Below are 16,402 nucleotides of genomic sequence, written 5' to 3' on the forward strand. Positions count from 1 at the left end.
TTAACTTTTTAATACGGCGGTACTTTGACAGCACTTTTAGCAACCCAACGATATATTCAGAGCCTCCCAAAGTATATGACACTTTGCGAGCATAATTACGTACGTCTTTCAAAACTATTACCTAAAGAGCGCAGCGCAAATAGCGTACGTGAAATTAAATTAGGTCATAGTGAATTTGCCATTATCATTGACGATAGTGCTAAGTACACACTGGATGTTTCTATTAAGCAGCTAACAGGGATGGTTAAAGGCGTTTCTCCTTTGTATTTAACAGTCAGGCTTTATCAAGATGCAAAAGTGGCTGAGATTATTCACCATGACTACCATCAACGTATAAAACCATCGTATGGTTATCCAAACCCTAAAATGCACCAAAAAGATGAAAAATATCAACTTAACGCATTTTTATATGACTGGTTAGTAGCCTGCGTAGAGCATGGCCGAGCAGTACTAAATTGGGATGTAAATAATGGCTTGGTTTGATGAGAAATATCACTTTAATGCCTCATCGCTACGAGTAGCGCACATAACCGATAGCCATTTATTTGCAAACCCTAACGCAGAGTACTTTAACGTAAATACCGCCGCGCATTTTGCCCAAGCATTAGCGCACATGGCCACGCAGTCATTAGACGCGGTTATATTTGGTGGTGACTTAACACAAGATCATAGCTTTGAGTCGTATTTATTATTTGCCGAATTGGTCAACAATGCTGATTTAACCTGTCCGGTATTTTGGGTACCAGGCAATCATGATGAAATTGCCATGCTAAATCGCATCAGTGGTGGGCAAATAGTGTCAGCTAAGCACATTATTGCACAAGGATTTGAGCTGTTACTCATAAACTCAAAAGGGCCTACACCTGCAGGGTGGGTGTCTTGCGAGCACTTAAATGAAATTACCCACTGTTTAGCAATTTCGCAATCGCAGCAAGTGGTATTTTGTCATCACAATCCGCTTGCTATAAATGGCTACCTTGATAAACATATGCTTGAAAACGGCCCGCAATTATTAAACGTACTTGTTAATAGTGGCAATGTTGCAGGGGTATTTCATGGCCATGTGCATAATCAATATACGCAATCATTTAGAGAGCTGAGTATTTATGCAACGCCCGCCAGTTCAGTGCAATTTACAAAACATAGCTCGCAATGGCACCAAGAAAACCATGGCCCCGCTTATCGCATGTTGTATTTAACTACCCAGGACAATGCTTTAACAGTTAAAACGGATGTTGTATGGTTAAACGCGTAATTTATATTCATGGTTTTAATAGTTCTGAAAAATCATATAAAGCTGTGCGCTTTGGCGAGCTTATGGCAAACTATGACGTTGACTATTGCGTACCGCGTTTAAATCACGAGCCCTTACAAGCTATTTTGCAGCTTGAGCATTTATTAACGCCAGATACCGCGTTACTCGGGAGCTCACTAGGTGGATTTTATGCTACCTATTTGTCGCAGCGTTACAACCTGCGAGCAGCATTAATAAACCCAGCAGTAGCACCATTTAACTTATTAGCGCCGCTTATTGGTCACAATTATAATCCGTACCAAGATTATCATTATGAGTTAAATACCAGCCACATGGATGCATTAAAAGCATTGTATGTGCCTAAATTAACATCGCCCGAACTGCTTTATTTGTTACAGCAAACGGGAGATGAAGTGTTAAATTATCAACACGCAGTAAATTATTTTTCACAATGCAAACAGTTAGTTGAGTTTGGTGGCGATCACAGCTTTGTGGGCTTTGAGCGTACCCTAGATAGTATTGTAGAGTTTCTTAAATTACCTAAAACAAATTAGCCTAAGCGCATATAAAGATAAAAATTATGAGTCAGCAAAATTATAACGCCGAAGCCATTGAGGTTCTCAATGGATTAGAGCCGGTAAAACGCCGCCCAGGTATGTATACCGACACGGTACGTCCAAACCATTTAGGCCAAGAGGTTATCGATAACAGTGTCGATGAAGCCATGGCGGGCCATGCCACTAAAATTGATGTGATCTTACACGAAGATAACTCACTTGAAGTTATAGACGATGGCCGTGGTATGCCGATAGATATTCACCCTGAGGAAGGCATTCCGGGGGTGGAGCTGATTTTTACCAAACTACATGCAGGTGGTAAATTCTCAAACAAAAACTACCAGTTTTCGGGTGGTTTACACGGGGTAGGTATTTCGGTTGTAAATGCGTTATCGACACGTGTAGAAGTAACGGTTAGACGTGATGCGCAACAATTTAGAATGGCCTTTGAAAATGGCGATAAAGTTGAAGACTTAAATGTAATTGGCACTGTCGGTAAGCGCAACACGGGTACAACTGTACGATTTTGGCCTGATGCGAGTTACTTTGACTCAGCTAACTTTTCAATTACTAAATTAAACCATCTATTAAAAGCTAAAGCGGTTTTATGCCCAGGCTTGCGCATTAAGTTTGTTAATAAACAAACTAAAGAAACCCAAGAATGGTTTTACGAAACGGGCTTAAAGGATTACTTAATTGAAGCGGTTAAAGGCTTTGAGGTACTGCCTAAAGACCCATTTGTAGGTGAATTTTCAAGTTCGATAGAAGGGGCTGATTGGGCTGTTGTATGGCAACCTGAAGGCGGCGAGTCAATTGCCGAGAGCTATGTAAACCTTATTCCGACTGCACAAGGTGGTACACACGTAAATGGTTTGCGCCAAGGCTTACTTGAAGCCATGCGCGAATTTTGTGAATTTAGAAACTTATTACCGCGTGGCGTAAAGCTTACCCCAGATGATATTTGGGAGCGCTGTAGCTATGTGTTATCGGTAAAAATGCAAGACCCACAATTTGCCGGCCAAACCAAAGAAAAGCTTTCTTCTCGCTCATGTGCAGCGTTTGTATCGGGTGTGGTTAAAGACTCATTTAGCTTATGGTTAAACGAGCACACGGACACGGCAGAACTGCTTGCTGAACTGTGTATTTCAAATGCACAGCGACGGTTGCGAGCGGCTAAAAAAGTAGTGCGTAAACGCGTTACCTCAGGCCCTGCACTGCCCGGTAAGCTGACCGACTGTAGTGCAGCCGATAACGACCGTACAGAACTATTTTTGGTAGAGGGTGACTCAGCAGGTGGCTCGGCTAAACAAGCACGCGATCGTGAGTTTCAGGCAATAATGCCGCTACGTGGTAAAATTCTAAATACATGGGAAGTTGAATCAGGGCAAATATTAGCCTCGCAAGAAGTGCATGATATTTCGGTGGCGTTGGGAATTGACCCAGACTCAAGTGATTTAACCGGCCTGCGTTATAATAAAATTTGTATATTGGCCGATGCCGATTCGGATGGACTACACATTGCCACTTTATTATGTGCCTTGTTTGTGCGTCATTTTCCACAACTGGTTAAAACAGGACATGTATACGTGGCTATGCCACCACTATTTAGAATCGACATTGGTAAAGAGGTGTATTACGCCCTCGATGAAGACGAAAAAACAGGTATTTTGGCCCGCATAGAAGCTGAGAAAAAACGCGGTAAAGTAAACGTACAACGATTTAAAGGGCTGGGCGAAATGAACCCGCTACAGCTGCGCGAAACCACAATGGACCCAAATACTCGCCGCTTAGTGCAACTTACACTTGATGAAGAAGAGCAAACATTAGAAATGATGGATATGCTACTTGCTAAAAAGCGCTCGTCAGACAGACGCCAGTGGCTAGAAGATCACGGTAATAAAGCACAAGTTTAATAGGCTTGTGTTTAACACTTGGAGAGGCAAATGAATAAAATACTAGGAAGTTTATTATTGCTTGGCTTAACAACTGCCCCAGCAATGGCAAAAGACATACTAGACAAACTTACCGTAGCACCTGGGTTTGAGGTAAGCTTATTTGCTGATGATGTTGAAAATGCACGCCAAATTGCAGTATCAAAAAAAGGCATTGTTTACGCAGGCTCGCGTAAAGCAGGTAATGTGTATGCGTTAATCGACCATAATAGTGATGGCGTAGCCGATAAAAAAATGGTGATTGCCGAGGGGCTAAATATGCCCTCTGGATTAGCTATTAAAGATGGCGATTTATACGTAGGTGAAGTACATCGTATTATTCGATTTAAAAATATCGATACCCAATTAAAAGACCCTAAATTTGACGTGGTTTACAACGCGCTGCCATCGGATCGTCACCACGGCTGGAAATTTTTACGTTTTGCACCCACCGGTGAGCTTATTATTCCGGTTGGTGTTCCGTGTAACATATGCGCTGAAGATGAGCGTTACGGGCGAATTTTTGCTCTTGATGTAGAAACCAAACAAATAAAAACGATTGCACAAGGCGTTCGTAACTCAGTAGGGTTTGACTTTCACCCAAGTACGCAAGCGCTGTGGTTTAGTGATAATGGCCGCGACATGATGGGCGATGACATTCCACCGGATGAAATTAACCGTGTAAGTAAAGAAAACGAGCACTTTGGTTTTCCTTACGTTCACGCTGGTGCCATTGTAGACCCAGAGTTTGGTAAAGGTAAAAACATGAGTGATTACAGTGCGCCAGCGCTTGCGCTAGGTGCTCACGTTGCACCCCTTGGCATTCACTTTTATACCGGCAAGCAGTTTCCAGCAAATTATAAAGAGCAGCTATTTGTTGCTGAACATGGTTCGTGGAATCGCACTAAAAAGTCAGGTTATAAAGTGGCTGTAGCCAATGTAGAGCAAGGGCGTATTACTAAATACACGCCATTTATTACCGGCTTTATGCATAACGAAACAACATTTGGACGCCCAGTAGCATTTGCACAATTAAATGACGGCAGTCTGCTAATAAGCGACGATTACGCAAACGTGATCTACCGCGTAAGCTATAAGAAAAACTAGGTAAGCTTTAATGAGTGATACAGATACCTTGCTAATGCAAGGAATTGAACAACAAACAATGGGGCGTTTTACCGAAGACGCCTACTTAAATTACTCTATGTACGTAATTATGGACCGTGCATTACCGCATGTTGGTGATGGTTTAAAACCGGTTCAACGTCGTATTATTTATGCTATGAGCGAGCTGGGTTTATCGGCCGCAGCTAAATATAAAAAATCGGCTCGTACGGTAGGTGATGTATTAGGTAAATACCATCCGCATGGCGACAGCGCCTGTTACGAAGCTATGGTATTAATGGCGCAGCCATTCTCTTATCGCTATCCGCTGGTGGATGGGCAAGGTAACTGGGGTGCAGCAGATGACCCTAAATCTTTCGCGGCCATGCGTTATACCGAAGCACGCTTATCAAAGTTCTCTGAGGTTTTACTTAAAGAGCTAGGCCAAGGCACCGTTGATTGGACGCCAAATTTTGACGGCACCATGGACGAGCCATTAGTGTTACCCGCGCGTTTACCGCATATTTTGTTAAATGGTGTAACCGGTATTGCAGTAGGTATGGCAACCGATATTCCACCACATAATGTGCGCGAAGTAGCCAGTGCGTGTTGTTTATTACTTGATAAGCCTAAAACCGAGCTTGATGAATTACTAGAGCTTGTACACGCGCCTGATTACCCAACCGACGCTGAAATAATTACCCCTAAAGCCGATATTCATAAAATATACAAAACCGGCCGAGGCTCAATTAAAATGCGCGCGGTGTATACTGAAGAACACGGCGATATTGTTATTACGGCGCTACCGCATCAGTGTTCAGGGGCTAAGGTACTTGAGCAAATAGCAGCGCAAATGAATGCTAAAAAGCTGCCAATGGTCGCTGATTTACGTGATGAGTCTGATCATGAAAATCCAACCCGCATCGTGATAGTACCGCGTTCAAATCGCATTAAAGCTGAGCCGTTAATGGCGCACTTATTTGCCACCACCGACCTTGAAAAAAACTACCGTGTAAACTTAAACATGCTGGGCCTTGATGGCCGCCCACAAGTTAAAGACTTACGCAGTATTTTAACCGAGTGGTTAACATTTAGACGTGAAACAGTACGTAGACGTTTGCAGTATCGTTTAGATAAGGTGCTTGCGCGGCTACATATTTTAGAAGGTTTACTCGCTGCCTTTTTAAATATTGATGAAGTGATTGAAATTATTCGCACAGAAGATAAACCAAAACCTGTGTTAATGGAGCGCTTTGATTTAACCGAAATTCAAGCCGAAGCCATTTTAGAGTTAAAACTTCGTCATTTAGCAAAATTAGAAGAGTTTAAAATACGTGGCGAGCAAGATGAGCTGGCCAAAGAGCGCGACAAGTTAGAGCTAACCTTAGGCTCAGACCGTCGTATGTCCACGCTTCTTAAAAAAGAGATTCAAGAAGCGTCCGACATGTATGGCGACGATCGCCGCTCACCGGTTATTGAGCGCGTAGAAGCAAAAGCACTTAGTGAAAAAGATTTAATACCTTCAGAGTCGGTAACGGTCGTACTTTCTGATAAAGGCTGGGCACGTGTTGGTAAAGGCCATGACATAGACGTAGAAGGGCTAAATTACCGTGCTGGCGATGAGTACAAAGCATCCGCTAAAGGGAAGAGCAATCAGCCTGCGGTATTTTTAGATTCAGCAGGGCGTGCATTTGCAACCGATGCACACAGCTTGCCATCGGCACGTAGCCAAGGCGAGCCAATGACTGGGCGTTTTAACCTCACCGCAGGGGCTAATTTTGAGCACGTGGTTATGGGAGAGGATAGCCAAGTACTACTTATGGCCTCTGACGCGGGTTATGGTTTTATTACTGACTTTAAAGACCTAGTGAGTAAGAACAAAAACGGTAAAGCGTTGGTAAGTGTACCTAAGGGCGGAGTGTTACTCTCACCCATTAGAGTAAACGATGTGGCAACCGATTACTGCATGGCTATTTCGAACGAAGGTCGCATGCTGTTATTTCCACTGCGTGACTTACCAAAACTGGGTAAAGGTAAAGGCAACAAAATTATCTCTATACCAGGCGCTAAAGTGCAAGCTCGGGAAGAGTTTGTAAAAGTGCTTGCAGTAGTACCACAAGGCAGTAGCGTTACGCTCCATGCTGGTAAACGAAAGCTCACACTTAAACCGAGCGACTTGGAGCATTATCATGGAGAGCGTGGACGTAGAGGTAATAAGTTACCTCGAGGCTTACAGCGTGTTGATGAAGCGGTTGTTGAATTTACACCGGCTGATGAGCAAAGTGATGATACGTTAGCTGAGGAATAAGCCCGTAATATATACCTCTAACGGCCTGCTTTTGCAGGCCGTTTTTGTTTATCCTGTATATTTCAGCTTACAGCTGTTCGCTATTGTCTCGTGATCGTCATAAAATCACGTTATAATAGTGAAATATGCGTGGCTTTTAGCGCATTGCACACACATTTTGGAGAGTAGTTTGTTAGCTGTTATACGTATTTTTATTATGGTGCTGTTTATATTTTTCAGCTGCGTGTTTGGGTTGTTATTGTCGGTAGTGAGGCCATTTCATCCTAATAATGTGCATGTGATAGCCGGCTGGTTTGGCTCGATGGCTAAAATGTTAGGGGTTAAACTTGTCCTTAAGCGCCACCCTGATGCGCTCAATATTGGCCCTGCTGTTTACCTATCAAACCATCAAAATAATTACGATTTATTTACTGTTTCGGCCATGGTGCCAGAAAACTGCGTTAGCTTAGGTAAAAAAAGTTTAAAGTGGATCCCATTTTTTGGACAACTTTACTGGTTGTCTGGCAACATATTGATTGATAGAGCTAATCGCTCAAAAGCGGCAGGTACAATTTCAAAAGCCGCTGAAAAAATTAAACAAAAAGGGCTATCTATCTGGGTATTTCCAGAAGGCACAAGAAGCTACGGCCGTGGTTTACTGCCTTTTAAAACTGGCGCATTTCACACCGCTTTAAGCGCAGATGTACCCATAGTACCGGTATGTATGAGCACAACTGATAAAACTATTAAGCTAAATCGCTGGGATAATGGTACAATTTACATTGAAATGTTAGCGCCAATATCACTTGATAAAAAAGTGGGTGCCCGTGAACAGGCTACCCAAGTACATAGTATTATGGCCGCTAAAATAACTGAATTAGATGCTCAAGCGAGAGATAAATAATGGAAAACTGGCGTGAAATAAGTGAAGACATCGTAAGTTCACTACTTGAAGATGGCTCTGATCCTGAAATACTTTATGAAGTTGAGCATCATTTTGTATGCGAAGATTTTAGCAAATTAGAGCAAGCGGCACTGGCTGCCTTTAAATTAGGTTACGATGTTGAAGAACCAGCAGAGCTTGAGCTGGAAGATGGCAGCAAAATTTGGAGCTTTGATATAGTCGTTGAAGCTGAGCTGGATGTAGAAGTTATAATGGAAGACGTTGATAAACTTGCAGCGCTAGCTGTTGAGTGTGACGTTGAATACGACGGTTGGGGCACTTACTTTCAAGAGTAAGGCGTTAGCTAGTTGATAAAGGCGAGCATTTATATATGCTCGCTTTTTTTGTACTTAGGCTAAACATGATTCTTTAAACCGCAGCCTATTTTCAGATATTAATTCACGTTTTTGTGTAATTTCGCTTTAATATTCCCCTTTATTTAACGGCAAAAATTCAACTTATTCCATATTACCAATTTTGTTTTTGTTATAACCAATTATTATCTTTCATATAAAAAATGTAATTCCCCTTAGTTTATTCATTAAAAGTTAAGCTTGTTTATATTTTTTTGGTAATAGAGCTTATTTCGCCATACTACTTATTTATTAAATTAAAAAATATTTATATTTATCGCTATCATGTTCCTAATGTGTAACTAATTGAATAATTGTGATTATTTATATGTTATAAATACAATATTTAATAAAACTAATACTTATTTGCTATTGCAAGTTGTGTTGACATATTGGTAACAAAAAATATAGCCTTTATGTCGCCATATGGCATTAATATTGGTAAGGCCAATTTGGGGGTTTTTTAACGCTTTTTGTAACCTTGAGTTTCTTGCCAAATCTATTCACACACAAAAATAGAAACCTGCTTACACAGGGTGATCTAAGTTTTAGTGACTGACACAAAACTAGGTAGTTAGGTTATTTTTATATTCAGGTTTAAAGGAATAAAGATAATGATTAACCATAAAAAAATGTTTTTTTACAGCGCAATTGCGACAAGTTCAGCACTATCTCATGCTGCAACAATTAATAATGCAGGCTTTGAAAGTGGCTTTAGTAACTGGAACGAAACTGATCCAGCCGCTATTTCTTCAGATGCTTACAGTGGCTCAAAATCGTTAAAAATTCAGGGTAGCCCAGCACGGGTTTATCAAGTGGTAGATATACAGCCCAATACTGAATACACCCTAAGTGCTTATGTGCTGGGTAAAGGGCAAATTGGTGTAAACGATTTAAATGGTTTATTTAAAAACCAAACTTTTAATGTTTCTTCGTGGACTAAAGTTACAAAAACTTTTACCTCAGCCAATACCAATTCACTGCAGGTTTTCGCTAAACACTACAACAACACCAGCGATGTAAGATTTGATAATTTTGCCTTGGTTGAAGGCAGTGACAGCAACGATGGTGGTTCAGGTGGCGGCAGCGATAACTCAGATAGCTCAACAATTCCTAGTAGCATAACCAGTGGTAGTATTTTTGATTTAGAAGGGGATAACCCAAACCCTCTCGTTGACGATAGCACCTTGGTGTTTGTGCCTTTAGAAGCGCAACATATTACGCCTAATGGTAATGGCTGGCGTCATGAATATAAGGTTAAAGAAAGCTTACGCGTTGCAATGACTCAAACCTATGAGGTGTTTGAAGCTACTGTAAAAGTTGAGATGTCAGATGGTGGCAAAACAATTATATCGCAGCACCATGCTAGCGATACCGGTACTATATCTAAAGTGTATGTGTCAGATACTGATGAGTCTGGTTTTAATGACAGTGTAGCGAATAACGGTATTTTTGATGTGTATGTCCGTTTACGAAATACCAGCGGTAATGAAGAAAAATTTGCTTTGGGTACAATGACCAGCGGCGAGTCATTTAACTTGCGTGTTGTTAACAACTACGGCGATGTGGAGGTTACGGCATTTGGAAACTCGTTCGGTATACCGGTAGAGGATGATTCGCAGTCATACTTTAAGTTTGGTAACTATCTGCAATCGCAAGACCCATACACACTTGATAAATGTGGTGAGGCAGGAAACTCTAACTCGTTTAAAAACTGTTTTGAGGATTTAGGCATTACAGAGTCTAAAGTGACGATGACGAATGTTAGTTATACCCGTCAAACAAACTAAGTAGTCACTTAATTATGGCCACTCAATTGAGTGGCCATATTAAATATGCGTTTTAATTTACAGCCATTTCTTATTTTTAAAATACACGCCGATACCACCTGTAAGCACTATTAAAAAAATCACAAATGCACTAAATGCATAAGGGTTTTCAGTGCCAGGTATACCGCCGACATTTACCCCTAAAAGGCCCGTTAAAAAGCCCAGCGGTAAAAAAAGTGCAGCCACCACCGACATAACATACATACGCTGGTTTAATTGCTCAGATACTTGGTTGGTAATCGTTTGCTGAATAATTTGCGCACGCTCTATTGCACTATCAAGCTCTTCTAAGTAACGAATAAGTAAGTTAGTGGTTTCGTTTAGCTTTGCTTTATCTTCATTTAAAAGCCATGGGTAGTGGTTATTTACCATTAAACTAAGTGCTTCTTTTTGCGGTTTTAAGTAACGCTTTAAGGCAATTGTTTGGCGGCGCAGTTGAGATAAACCTTGGTTATCAAACTTTTTACTTGGTTCATCTATTTCTTCTTCAAACTCGTCGAGTGTTTCATCGAGCGAATCAATAACACTTTGCATTCGTGATGTCAGCTTTTGGGTAATAGCGCACACCAGTTCAGATATAGTGCATGGGCCATGACCAGCATTGAGCTCTGCTAATATATCTTGAATCGAAAGTAGGCGACGTTTGCGTGTTGTGATAACCACTGATTCGCTGATAAATAAACGAATTGAGACCATGTCCTCAGGGCTTTGTGCTGGATTTAAATTAACACCACGCAAAAACAGCATATGGCCGTTAGTACTCGGTGTTAAGCGTGGACGAGTTTCATCTGCAATCAACGAGTCAAGCTCAAAGTCGGTAAGGTGCTCTTGGTTTTTTAGCCATGTAACCGCTTCGCTTTGGCTATAGTCCATGTGTATCCAAAGTTTACCTTGGTTTGGCTGCCAATTATTTAAATCGCGGGTGTTTTCTATGGCGCGAGCGCCGCCTTTTTCATCAAGCACCAGTGCATGCAGTAAACCATTAATCATATTTAAAACTCATATAATAGTGTATTTTTAATACAGTTAACTATAGTGTATCTGCACAGTGCTTTACAAACTTACCTTAACTTTTAATAAGTTAAGTTTATTTTATAAAACATACGCAGAGTATTTATGCGTAATAAAGCGGCTATAAGCTGTAATTAGCAAGGCGCGCATTGTGTGATTAGTTCCTATTAAAGATCAATTTAATTTACTAATCGACTAGATAAATTTATTTCGTTGGTGTTTTTTGACCCGTAGCGTATAAGTCACTTTTTTATTAAGGGCACATTTATGACAGCAAAGATCACCGTTGGTTGGCGTGAGTGGGTAAGTTTACCTGAGCTAGGCATTGAGAAGATAAAAGCAAAAATTGATACTGGCGCCCGCACTTCATGTATTCATGCAATTAACATTGAAGAGTACGAAGTTAGCGGAGAAAAATGGGTTAAATTTACCGCCCAGCCATTGCAAGATGATGAACAAACGCAAATCACTTGCAATGCAAAAGTTAAAAAAATGAAGTACGTAACCAGCTCAAGTGGGCAAAAAGAGTTACGTTATTTTGTAGAAACAACATTGTATGCAGGGCAGCATAGCTGGCCAATAGAAGTTACTTTAACAAGTAGAGCAACAATGAAGTTTAGAATGTTATTAGGGCGTACTGCCATGGAAAATCGTATAGTCGTTGACCCGGCTTTATCTCATTTATTAGATAGTTAAGGTTTTAACTATGAAAATTGGTATTTTATCTCGCAACAGAAATTTGTATTCAACGCGCCGCTTAATTGAAGCGGCTGAGGCACGCGGTCACGAGGTAAAAGTGATTGATGCACTTCGTTGCTATATGAATATAAACTCAGAGCAGCCAGAAATTCACTACCGTGGTGAAAACTTAAAAGATTTTGACGCCATTGTTCCGCGTATTGGTGCATCGGTGACGTTTTATGGTTGCTCTGTTTTACGTCAGTTTGAAATGATGGGGGTTTACCCTGTTAACGAATCGGTGGCTATTTCACGTTCGCGCGATAAATTACGTTCACTTCAGCTGTTGTCACGTAAAGGCGTAGGCATGCCAGTAACAGGTTTTGCCAGCAAACCCGATGATGTAAAAGACTTACTTGAAATGGTAGGTGGTGCACCGGTTGTTATTAAATTACTTGAAGGCACACAAGGCATTGGCGTGGTGCTTGCTGAAACACGCAAAGCGGCTGAAAGTGTTATTGAAGCGTTTATGGGCTTAAAAGCCAATATTATGGTTCAAGAATACATTAAAGAAGCCGGCGGTGCCGACATTCGTTGTTTTGTATTAGGTGATAAAGTAATAGCAGCGATGAAGCGCCAAGCTCAAGAGGGTGAGTTCCGTTCAAACCTTCACCGCGGTGGTAGCGCTACACTGGTACGCATTACCCCAGAGGAGCGTAAAACGGCTGTAGCTGCAGCAAAAGCAATGGGCTTAAATGTAGCGGGTGTTGACTTACTTCGCTCATCTCGTGGACCACTGGTAATGGAAGTTAACTCTTCACCAGGCCTTGAGGGTATTGAAGTAGCAACAGGTAAAGATATTGCGGGCATGGTAATCGACTTTATCGAAAAAAATGCTGCTATTAAAGGAACTGCAACTCGTGGCAAAGGTTAAAATTAACCGCCCTTTTACCTTATTAGGTGAAAGCGTTGGCGTGGGCGAGCGTAAAACCCTTGCTTTAGAGGCTGCTAAACTTTACACCCATTCACCACTTAATATACCTATTGAGGTGGTTAATGGTGTGATGGAAGGGCCTGTTTTAATGGTATGTGCAGCTATTCATGGTGATGAGCTAAATGGTGTAGAAGTTGTACGCCAGCTGCTTTCTAAAATAGATGCAAGCCAGTTACGCGGAACCATAATCGCGGTGCCGATTGTTAATGTATTTGGCTTTATTCATAAATCGCGTTATTTACCAGATAGACGCGATATGAACCGAAGCTTCCCAGGATCTGAGCGCGGATCGCTAGCGGGGCGTATGGCACATATGTTTTTTAATCAGGTGGCGGTACATTGTACGCATATTATTGACTTACATACCGGTGCTATTCATCGGACTAACTTACCGCAAATACGCGCTAATTTAGAAGATGAAGCAACTGCAGAGATGGCTAAAGCTTTTGGTACGCCAGCGGTTATAAATGCATCTTTGCGTAATGGCTCTTTGCGCAGCGAAGCTGCTAATTTAGGTATTCCGGTTATTACTTACGAAGCGGGTGAAGCACTACGATTTGACCCGATTGCAATTGCCGCCGGTGTGCAAGGGGTAGATTATGTGATGCGTCATTTAAAAATGATCCGTGGCAAACGTCCTAAAAAGCTGCCTGATCCTATTATTGCAGGTTCTACAAGTTGGATACGTGCTGAGGTAGATGGCATTGTACGCGCGCAGGTATCACTTGGTGAGCATGTAGAAAAAGGCCAAGTGTTGGCATACATAAGTAGTCCGCTTGGAGACGCTGAACTTGAACTTTTAGCGCCTAAAGGCGGTATTGTTATAGGCCAGCAAACAATGCCACTTGTAAACGAGGGGGATGCAGTTTTTCATTTGGCTTATTTTGCAAGTGCAAATAGCATAGTAGAGCAGCAGCTAGAGCATTTTATTGATGAGATAAATGATTTAGATGAAGAGCTTAAAACAGCTGAGCTAAATAATTAGCATTGTGTTAGCTAGTAAAAAGCCGCAGTGAGGTTTGCCTTACTGCGGCTTTTTTGTGAATATGACTTTTTAAACTATGTCTTTTTAGGGCCGATTATGCGTTTTATTACCGGCGCTTTAGTAGGCTTTGGTTCTTTATTTAACACTATAACAGGGCGGGTAACAAACAGGTTATTAGGATAAACAACCCTATGTCCATCTACATGTTCAAGTAGTACGTTCATTAAGCCTAATTCGACTATGCGGCCTTCTATGTGGTTTGCGCCATCAACAATACGTACCCAATTACCTACATGAAAACCGTTTTGAATAAACATGAGTAAAAAAGCGGTAAGGTTACTTAATAAAGACCAAGCTGCGAATAAAGCCACCCCAAGCATAGCAAATAATGATGAGCCAAGTACTAATAAGCCGCGCAGCTCAATGCCCCAAAATATCAGCACTAAACACAGTACAACAAACGCTAAAATGATTTTTAATAAAAGCTCCGCCCTAAATTTACGATGTATATCTACTTTGCCCTTAATGGCTTTTTCGAGCAGTTTTTTTGTGGCTTTTAATAAAAGTGGAAAAAGTAAAATAGCAATAAGGGTAACAATTAATTTATATTGCGTACCCATTAGCTCTAGAAGCTCGAACAATTCCAAAGTGTGCTCCCCGTACTATTTATAAGTAAGTTTAAAGCGCTAGTTTAGCGCTTTCGCTTATTACTCGCTATTTAAAAGGTGTTTTTGACGCTAACTAACCACTGCACTGAATCAACATCATCGTAGCTATCAAGAGGAGCGGCAATATCAAGGTGGATCATGGTGCCAGAATTTGCTCTGCTTGGCGCTAAGCGCAGTCCAATACCAACATTTTTTAAAACATGATCGTTCTCGCCGTTATCTTCATCGTTAAACCAAGCACGGCCCACATCTAAAAAGCCTGCCGCACCTACTTTAAAAAGTTGCAGTAAATCGTATTCCCAGTAATAACGTTTCTCTAGGCTAACTAAAAAGCTGCGATCGCCGTGCTGGTAATCCATTGGATAGCCGCGCAAACCTGTTTCGCCGCCAAGTGTTAGCTGCTTATCAGCGGTTAGGTTTTTAGCATACTGGGCGCGAGCTTTAACATACCAAGATTGGTTTTCGCTGGTATTTAAGTAGTACTGCACTTCGCTGGTGGCTAAAAAGTTTTCTAGTTGCTTTTGCTCTTTATTCCAATAACCATCCACTTGAGCACTAAAGCGCCACAATGTTCTGTCGGTAGTAAAGTGCGCTTTTTTAGCTTTTAATGAATATACGGCTCTGCTGTCGTCATTGCTAAGTGACTTATCTGAGTAGCCTAATAAGGCCTTGATGTTCCAACCTAAGTTTAAATCTTCGGTGCGCGAAATACTGTCAAAATTACGCACCTTTATAAAACTGTCTTCAAACCAGTGCCCGCTTACATACGGGTAACTCAGTTTTCTGTTTTGAGCAAGAGGAGCAAAGGTTGTTTCTATTTCTGCGAAGCGGTCTTCTTGGTTTACATAGCCAAGCGTTAAGCGCTGTGTCCAGCTATCAGACAATGCTTTAGAGTGTCCTAAAAAAGCACTAAAAAAATCGGTGGTTTGATCAAATTCGCTGTATTCATCACCACGGCGATACAGTGACTCTTCTCGCTGTTCTGAAAAGCTTTTAATACCGTAGCTATAAGGCGTATCTATGGCATAAAATGGGTAGGTAAGCTCTATTAAGTGGCGTTTTCCATCGCTGTTATCGGCATATTCTAAGCGCCCGCGATAGCGGCTTGATAATATATTAGGATCGTCATAAACAAATAAGTAACCATTTCTGTCGCTGTCGGTGGTGCGAGAGAATGATAAACGCTTACCCCAGCCCAGTAAGTTTGACTCGCGAAAACCAATACTCGATTTATTTTCGCCACCACTGCGGCTAAAGCTAATTTCGGGCAGTAATGTCCATAAATCGCGAGTTACCACCGTTACCTCTACGTTGCCGTCGCAATTTTCAGCCGCGCTTATTTGCGCATCATATAAATAGTTTTGTTGGCGTAATAACCGCTCAGACTCAGCGAGCTTTTTGGCATTGTAATTATCGCCTTGTTTAAATAACAAGATATTACTAATAACGTCTGGCTCGGTTTGAATATGCGCGCGGTTGGCAAAACGAAAAAGCGCGTTATTTTCCTCTTCCAGCTCGGTATTAAACACATTAAGCTGTTTTAGGGTAATTGAAGCTATTTGGGCATCACTGCGACTATTAACTAGTGTGGTTTTATCTTCAACCTCACGGCGTAAATTATTGCTTTTGTCTGAGTGAGTTTGCACCGTGGGGCAGGTGTTAGTTTTATTGGGTGGCTGTTGTGCAAAGGCCTTAGGCGCACTAAAGCTTATAAGGGCTAAGCTTATACAACAGTGTGCTATCCATTTTTTATTCACCATTGAACCTCTTCAATACTACTGCCAATACGAGTCGTAATATCAGCTTA

The 16,402-nt window shown here is 41.4% G+C and carries 15 protein-coding genes; 12 read left to right on the forward strand and 3 right to left on the reverse strand.

Annotated features, from left to right (window positions below; translation table 11 throughout):
* Nucleotides 1-24: 24 nt before the first annotated feature.
* The 9 genes from QUE46_RS02885 (at nucleotide 25) to QUE46_RS02925 (ending at nucleotide 10,220) form a co-directional block, all read left to right on the forward strand.
* Nucleotides 25-483: a DUF1249 domain-containing protein gene (locus QUE46_RS02885; RefSeq protein WP_286246143.1), complete on the forward strand. Its 459-nt coding sequence runs from the start codon at nucleotides 25-27 to the stop codon at nucleotides 481-483.
* A complete protein-coding gene (locus QUE46_RS02890; RefSeq protein WP_286246144.1) occupies nucleotides 470-1,255 on the forward strand; it encodes a metallophosphoesterase in 786 nt (261 codons plus the stop codon). The genes QUE46_RS02885 and QUE46_RS02890 overlap by 14 nt, the downstream gene beginning before the upstream one ends.
* Nucleotides 1,240-1,809 (forward strand): YqiA/YcfP family alpha/beta fold hydrolase, encoded by a 570-nt coding sequence (locus QUE46_RS02895; RefSeq protein ID WP_004587965.1) that lies wholly within the window; start codon nucleotides 1,240-1,242, stop codon nucleotides 1,807-1,809. Before QUE46_RS02890 ends, QUE46_RS02895 begins: the two co-directional genes overlap by 16 nt.
* A gap of 26 nt (nucleotides 1,810-1,835) precedes the next feature.
* Nucleotides 1,836-3,725, forward strand: a complete 1,890-nt coding sequence (parE, locus tag QUE46_RS02900) for a DNA topoisomerase IV subunit B (RefSeq protein ID WP_286246145.1) — start codon at nucleotides 1,836-1,838, stop codon at nucleotides 3,723-3,725.
* A 30-nt stretch (nucleotides 3,726-3,755) separates the two neighbouring features.
* A complete protein-coding gene (locus QUE46_RS02905; RefSeq protein WP_286246146.1) occupies nucleotides 3,756-4,850 on the forward strand; it encodes a sorbosone dehydrogenase family protein in 1,095 nt (364 codons plus the stop codon).
* A 10-nt stretch (nucleotides 4,851-4,860) separates the two neighbouring features.
* Nucleotides 4,861-7,155, forward strand: a complete 2,295-nt coding sequence (gene parC, locus QUE46_RS02910) for a DNA topoisomerase IV subunit A (RefSeq protein WP_286246147.1) — start codon at nucleotides 4,861-4,863, stop codon at nucleotides 7,153-7,155.
* 169 nt (nucleotides 7,156-7,324) lie between these two features.
* On the forward strand, nucleotides 7,325-8,038 hold the full coding sequence (locus QUE46_RS02915; RefSeq protein WP_286246148.1) for a 1-acylglycerol-3-phosphate O-acyltransferase: 714 nt from the start codon (nucleotides 7,325-7,327) through the stop codon (nucleotides 8,036-8,038).
* A complete protein-coding gene (rraB, locus tag QUE46_RS02920) occupies nucleotides 8,038-8,373 on the forward strand; it encodes a ribonuclease E inhibitor RraB (RefSeq protein WP_004587970.1) in 336 nt (111 codons plus the stop codon). Before QUE46_RS02915 ends, rraB begins: the two co-directional genes overlap by 1 nt.
* A gap of 671 nt (nucleotides 8,374-9,044) precedes the next feature.
* Nucleotides 9,045-10,220, forward strand: coding sequence for a polysaccharide lyase family 7 protein (locus QUE46_RS02925; protein WP_286246149.1), 1,176 nt, complete (start codon nucleotides 9,045-9,047; stop codon nucleotides 10,218-10,220).
* Between the two features lie 57 nt (nucleotides 10,221-10,277).
* On the opposite strand, the gene QUE46_RS02930 is transcribed toward QUE46_RS02925, so the two are convergent.
* Nucleotides 10,278-11,249: a zinc transporter ZntB gene (locus tag QUE46_RS02930; protein WP_286246150.1), complete on the reverse strand. Its 972-nt coding sequence runs from the start codon at nucleotides 11,247-11,249 to the stop codon at nucleotides 10,278-10,280.
* 288 nt (nucleotides 11,250-11,537) lie between these two features.
* On the opposite strand from QUE46_RS02930, the gene QUE46_RS02935 reads away from it, so the two are divergent.
* Genes QUE46_RS02935 through QUE46_RS02945 form a run of 3 tightly spaced genes read left to right on the forward strand, consistent with a single transcriptional unit; the run spans nucleotide 11,538 to nucleotide 13,927 of the window.
* Nucleotides 11,538-11,966, forward strand: coding sequence for an ATP-dependent zinc protease (locus tag QUE46_RS02935; protein ID WP_286246151.1), 429 nt, complete (start codon nucleotides 11,538-11,540; stop codon nucleotides 11,964-11,966).
* Nucleotides 11,967-11,976: 10 nt separating this feature from the next.
* On the forward strand, nucleotides 11,977-12,882 hold the full coding sequence (gene rimK, locus QUE46_RS02940; protein ID WP_004587974.1) for a 30S ribosomal protein S6--L-glutamate ligase: 906 nt from the start codon (nucleotides 11,977-11,979) through the stop codon (nucleotides 12,880-12,882).
* Nucleotides 12,869-13,927, forward strand: coding sequence for a succinylglutamate desuccinylase/aspartoacylase family protein (locus QUE46_RS02945; protein WP_286246152.1), 1,059 nt, complete (start codon nucleotides 12,869-12,871; stop codon nucleotides 13,925-13,927). Before rimK ends, QUE46_RS02945 begins: the two co-directional genes overlap by 14 nt.
* A gap of 74 nt (nucleotides 13,928-14,001) precedes the next feature.
* On the opposite strand, the gene QUE46_RS02950 is transcribed toward QUE46_RS02945, so the two are convergent.
* Both QUE46_RS02950 and QUE46_RS02955 read right to left on the reverse strand, forming a co-directional pair.
* On the reverse strand, nucleotides 14,002-14,574 hold the full coding sequence (locus tag QUE46_RS02950; protein ID WP_286246153.1) for a mechanosensitive ion channel domain-containing protein: 573 nt from the start codon (nucleotides 14,572-14,574) through the stop codon (nucleotides 14,002-14,004).
* Nucleotides 14,575-14,645: 71 nt separating this feature from the next.
* Nucleotides 14,646-16,355 carry a ShlB/FhaC/HecB family hemolysin secretion/activation protein gene (locus QUE46_RS02955; RefSeq protein ID WP_286246155.1) on the reverse strand — a complete coding sequence of 570 codons (1,710 nt, stop codon included), beginning with the start codon at nucleotides 16,353-16,355 and terminating at the stop codon, nucleotides 14,646-14,648.
* Nucleotides 16,356-16,402: the final 47 nt, after the last annotated feature.

It is taken from the genome of Pseudoalteromonas sp. MM1, from assembly GCF_030296835.1.
Classification (GTDB): domain Bacteria; phylum Pseudomonadota; class Gammaproteobacteria; order Enterobacterales; family Alteromonadaceae; genus Pseudoalteromonas.

Bases quoted from the DNA above. Each gene is read 5' to 3' on its own strand.
- QUE46_RS02890 (WP_286246144.1), top strand. From the start codon at position 470: ATGGCTTGGTTTGATGAGAAATATCACTTTAATGCCTCATCGCTACGA.
- QUE46_RS02895 (WP_004587965.1), top strand. From the start codon at position 1,240: ATGGTTAAACGCGTAATTTATATTCATGGTTTTAATAGTTCTGAAAAA.
- parE (WP_286246145.1), top strand. From the start codon at position 1,836: ATGAGTCAGCAAAATTATAACGCCGAAGCCATTGAGGTTCTCAATGGA.
- QUE46_RS02905 (WP_286246146.1), top strand. From the start codon at position 3,756: ATGAATAAAATACTAGGAAGTTTATTATTGCTTGGCTTAACAACTGCC.
- parC (WP_286246147.1), top strand. From the start codon at position 4,861: ATGAGTGATACAGATACCTTGCTAATGCAAGGAATTGAACAACAAACA.
- rraB (WP_004587970.1), top strand. From the start codon at position 8,038: ATGGAAAACTGGCGTGAAATAAGTGAAGACATCGTAAGTTCACTACTT.
- QUE46_RS02925 (WP_286246149.1), top strand. From the start codon at position 9,045: ATGATTAACCATAAAAAAATGTTTTTTTACAGCGCAATTGCGACAAGT.
- QUE46_RS02930 (WP_286246150.1), bottom strand. From the start codon at position 11,249: ATGATTAATGGTTTACTGCATGCACTGGTGCTTGATGAAAAAGGCGGC.
- QUE46_RS02935 (WP_286246151.1), top strand. From the start codon at position 11,538: ATGACAGCAAAGATCACCGTTGGTTGGCGTGAGTGGGTAAGTTTACCT.
- rimK (WP_004587974.1), top strand. From the start codon at position 11,977: ATGAAAATTGGTATTTTATCTCGCAACAGAAATTTGTATTCAACGCGC.
- QUE46_RS02955 (WP_286246155.1), bottom strand. From the start codon at position 16,355: ATGGTGAATAAAAAATGGATAGCACACTGTTGTATAAGCTTAGCCCTT.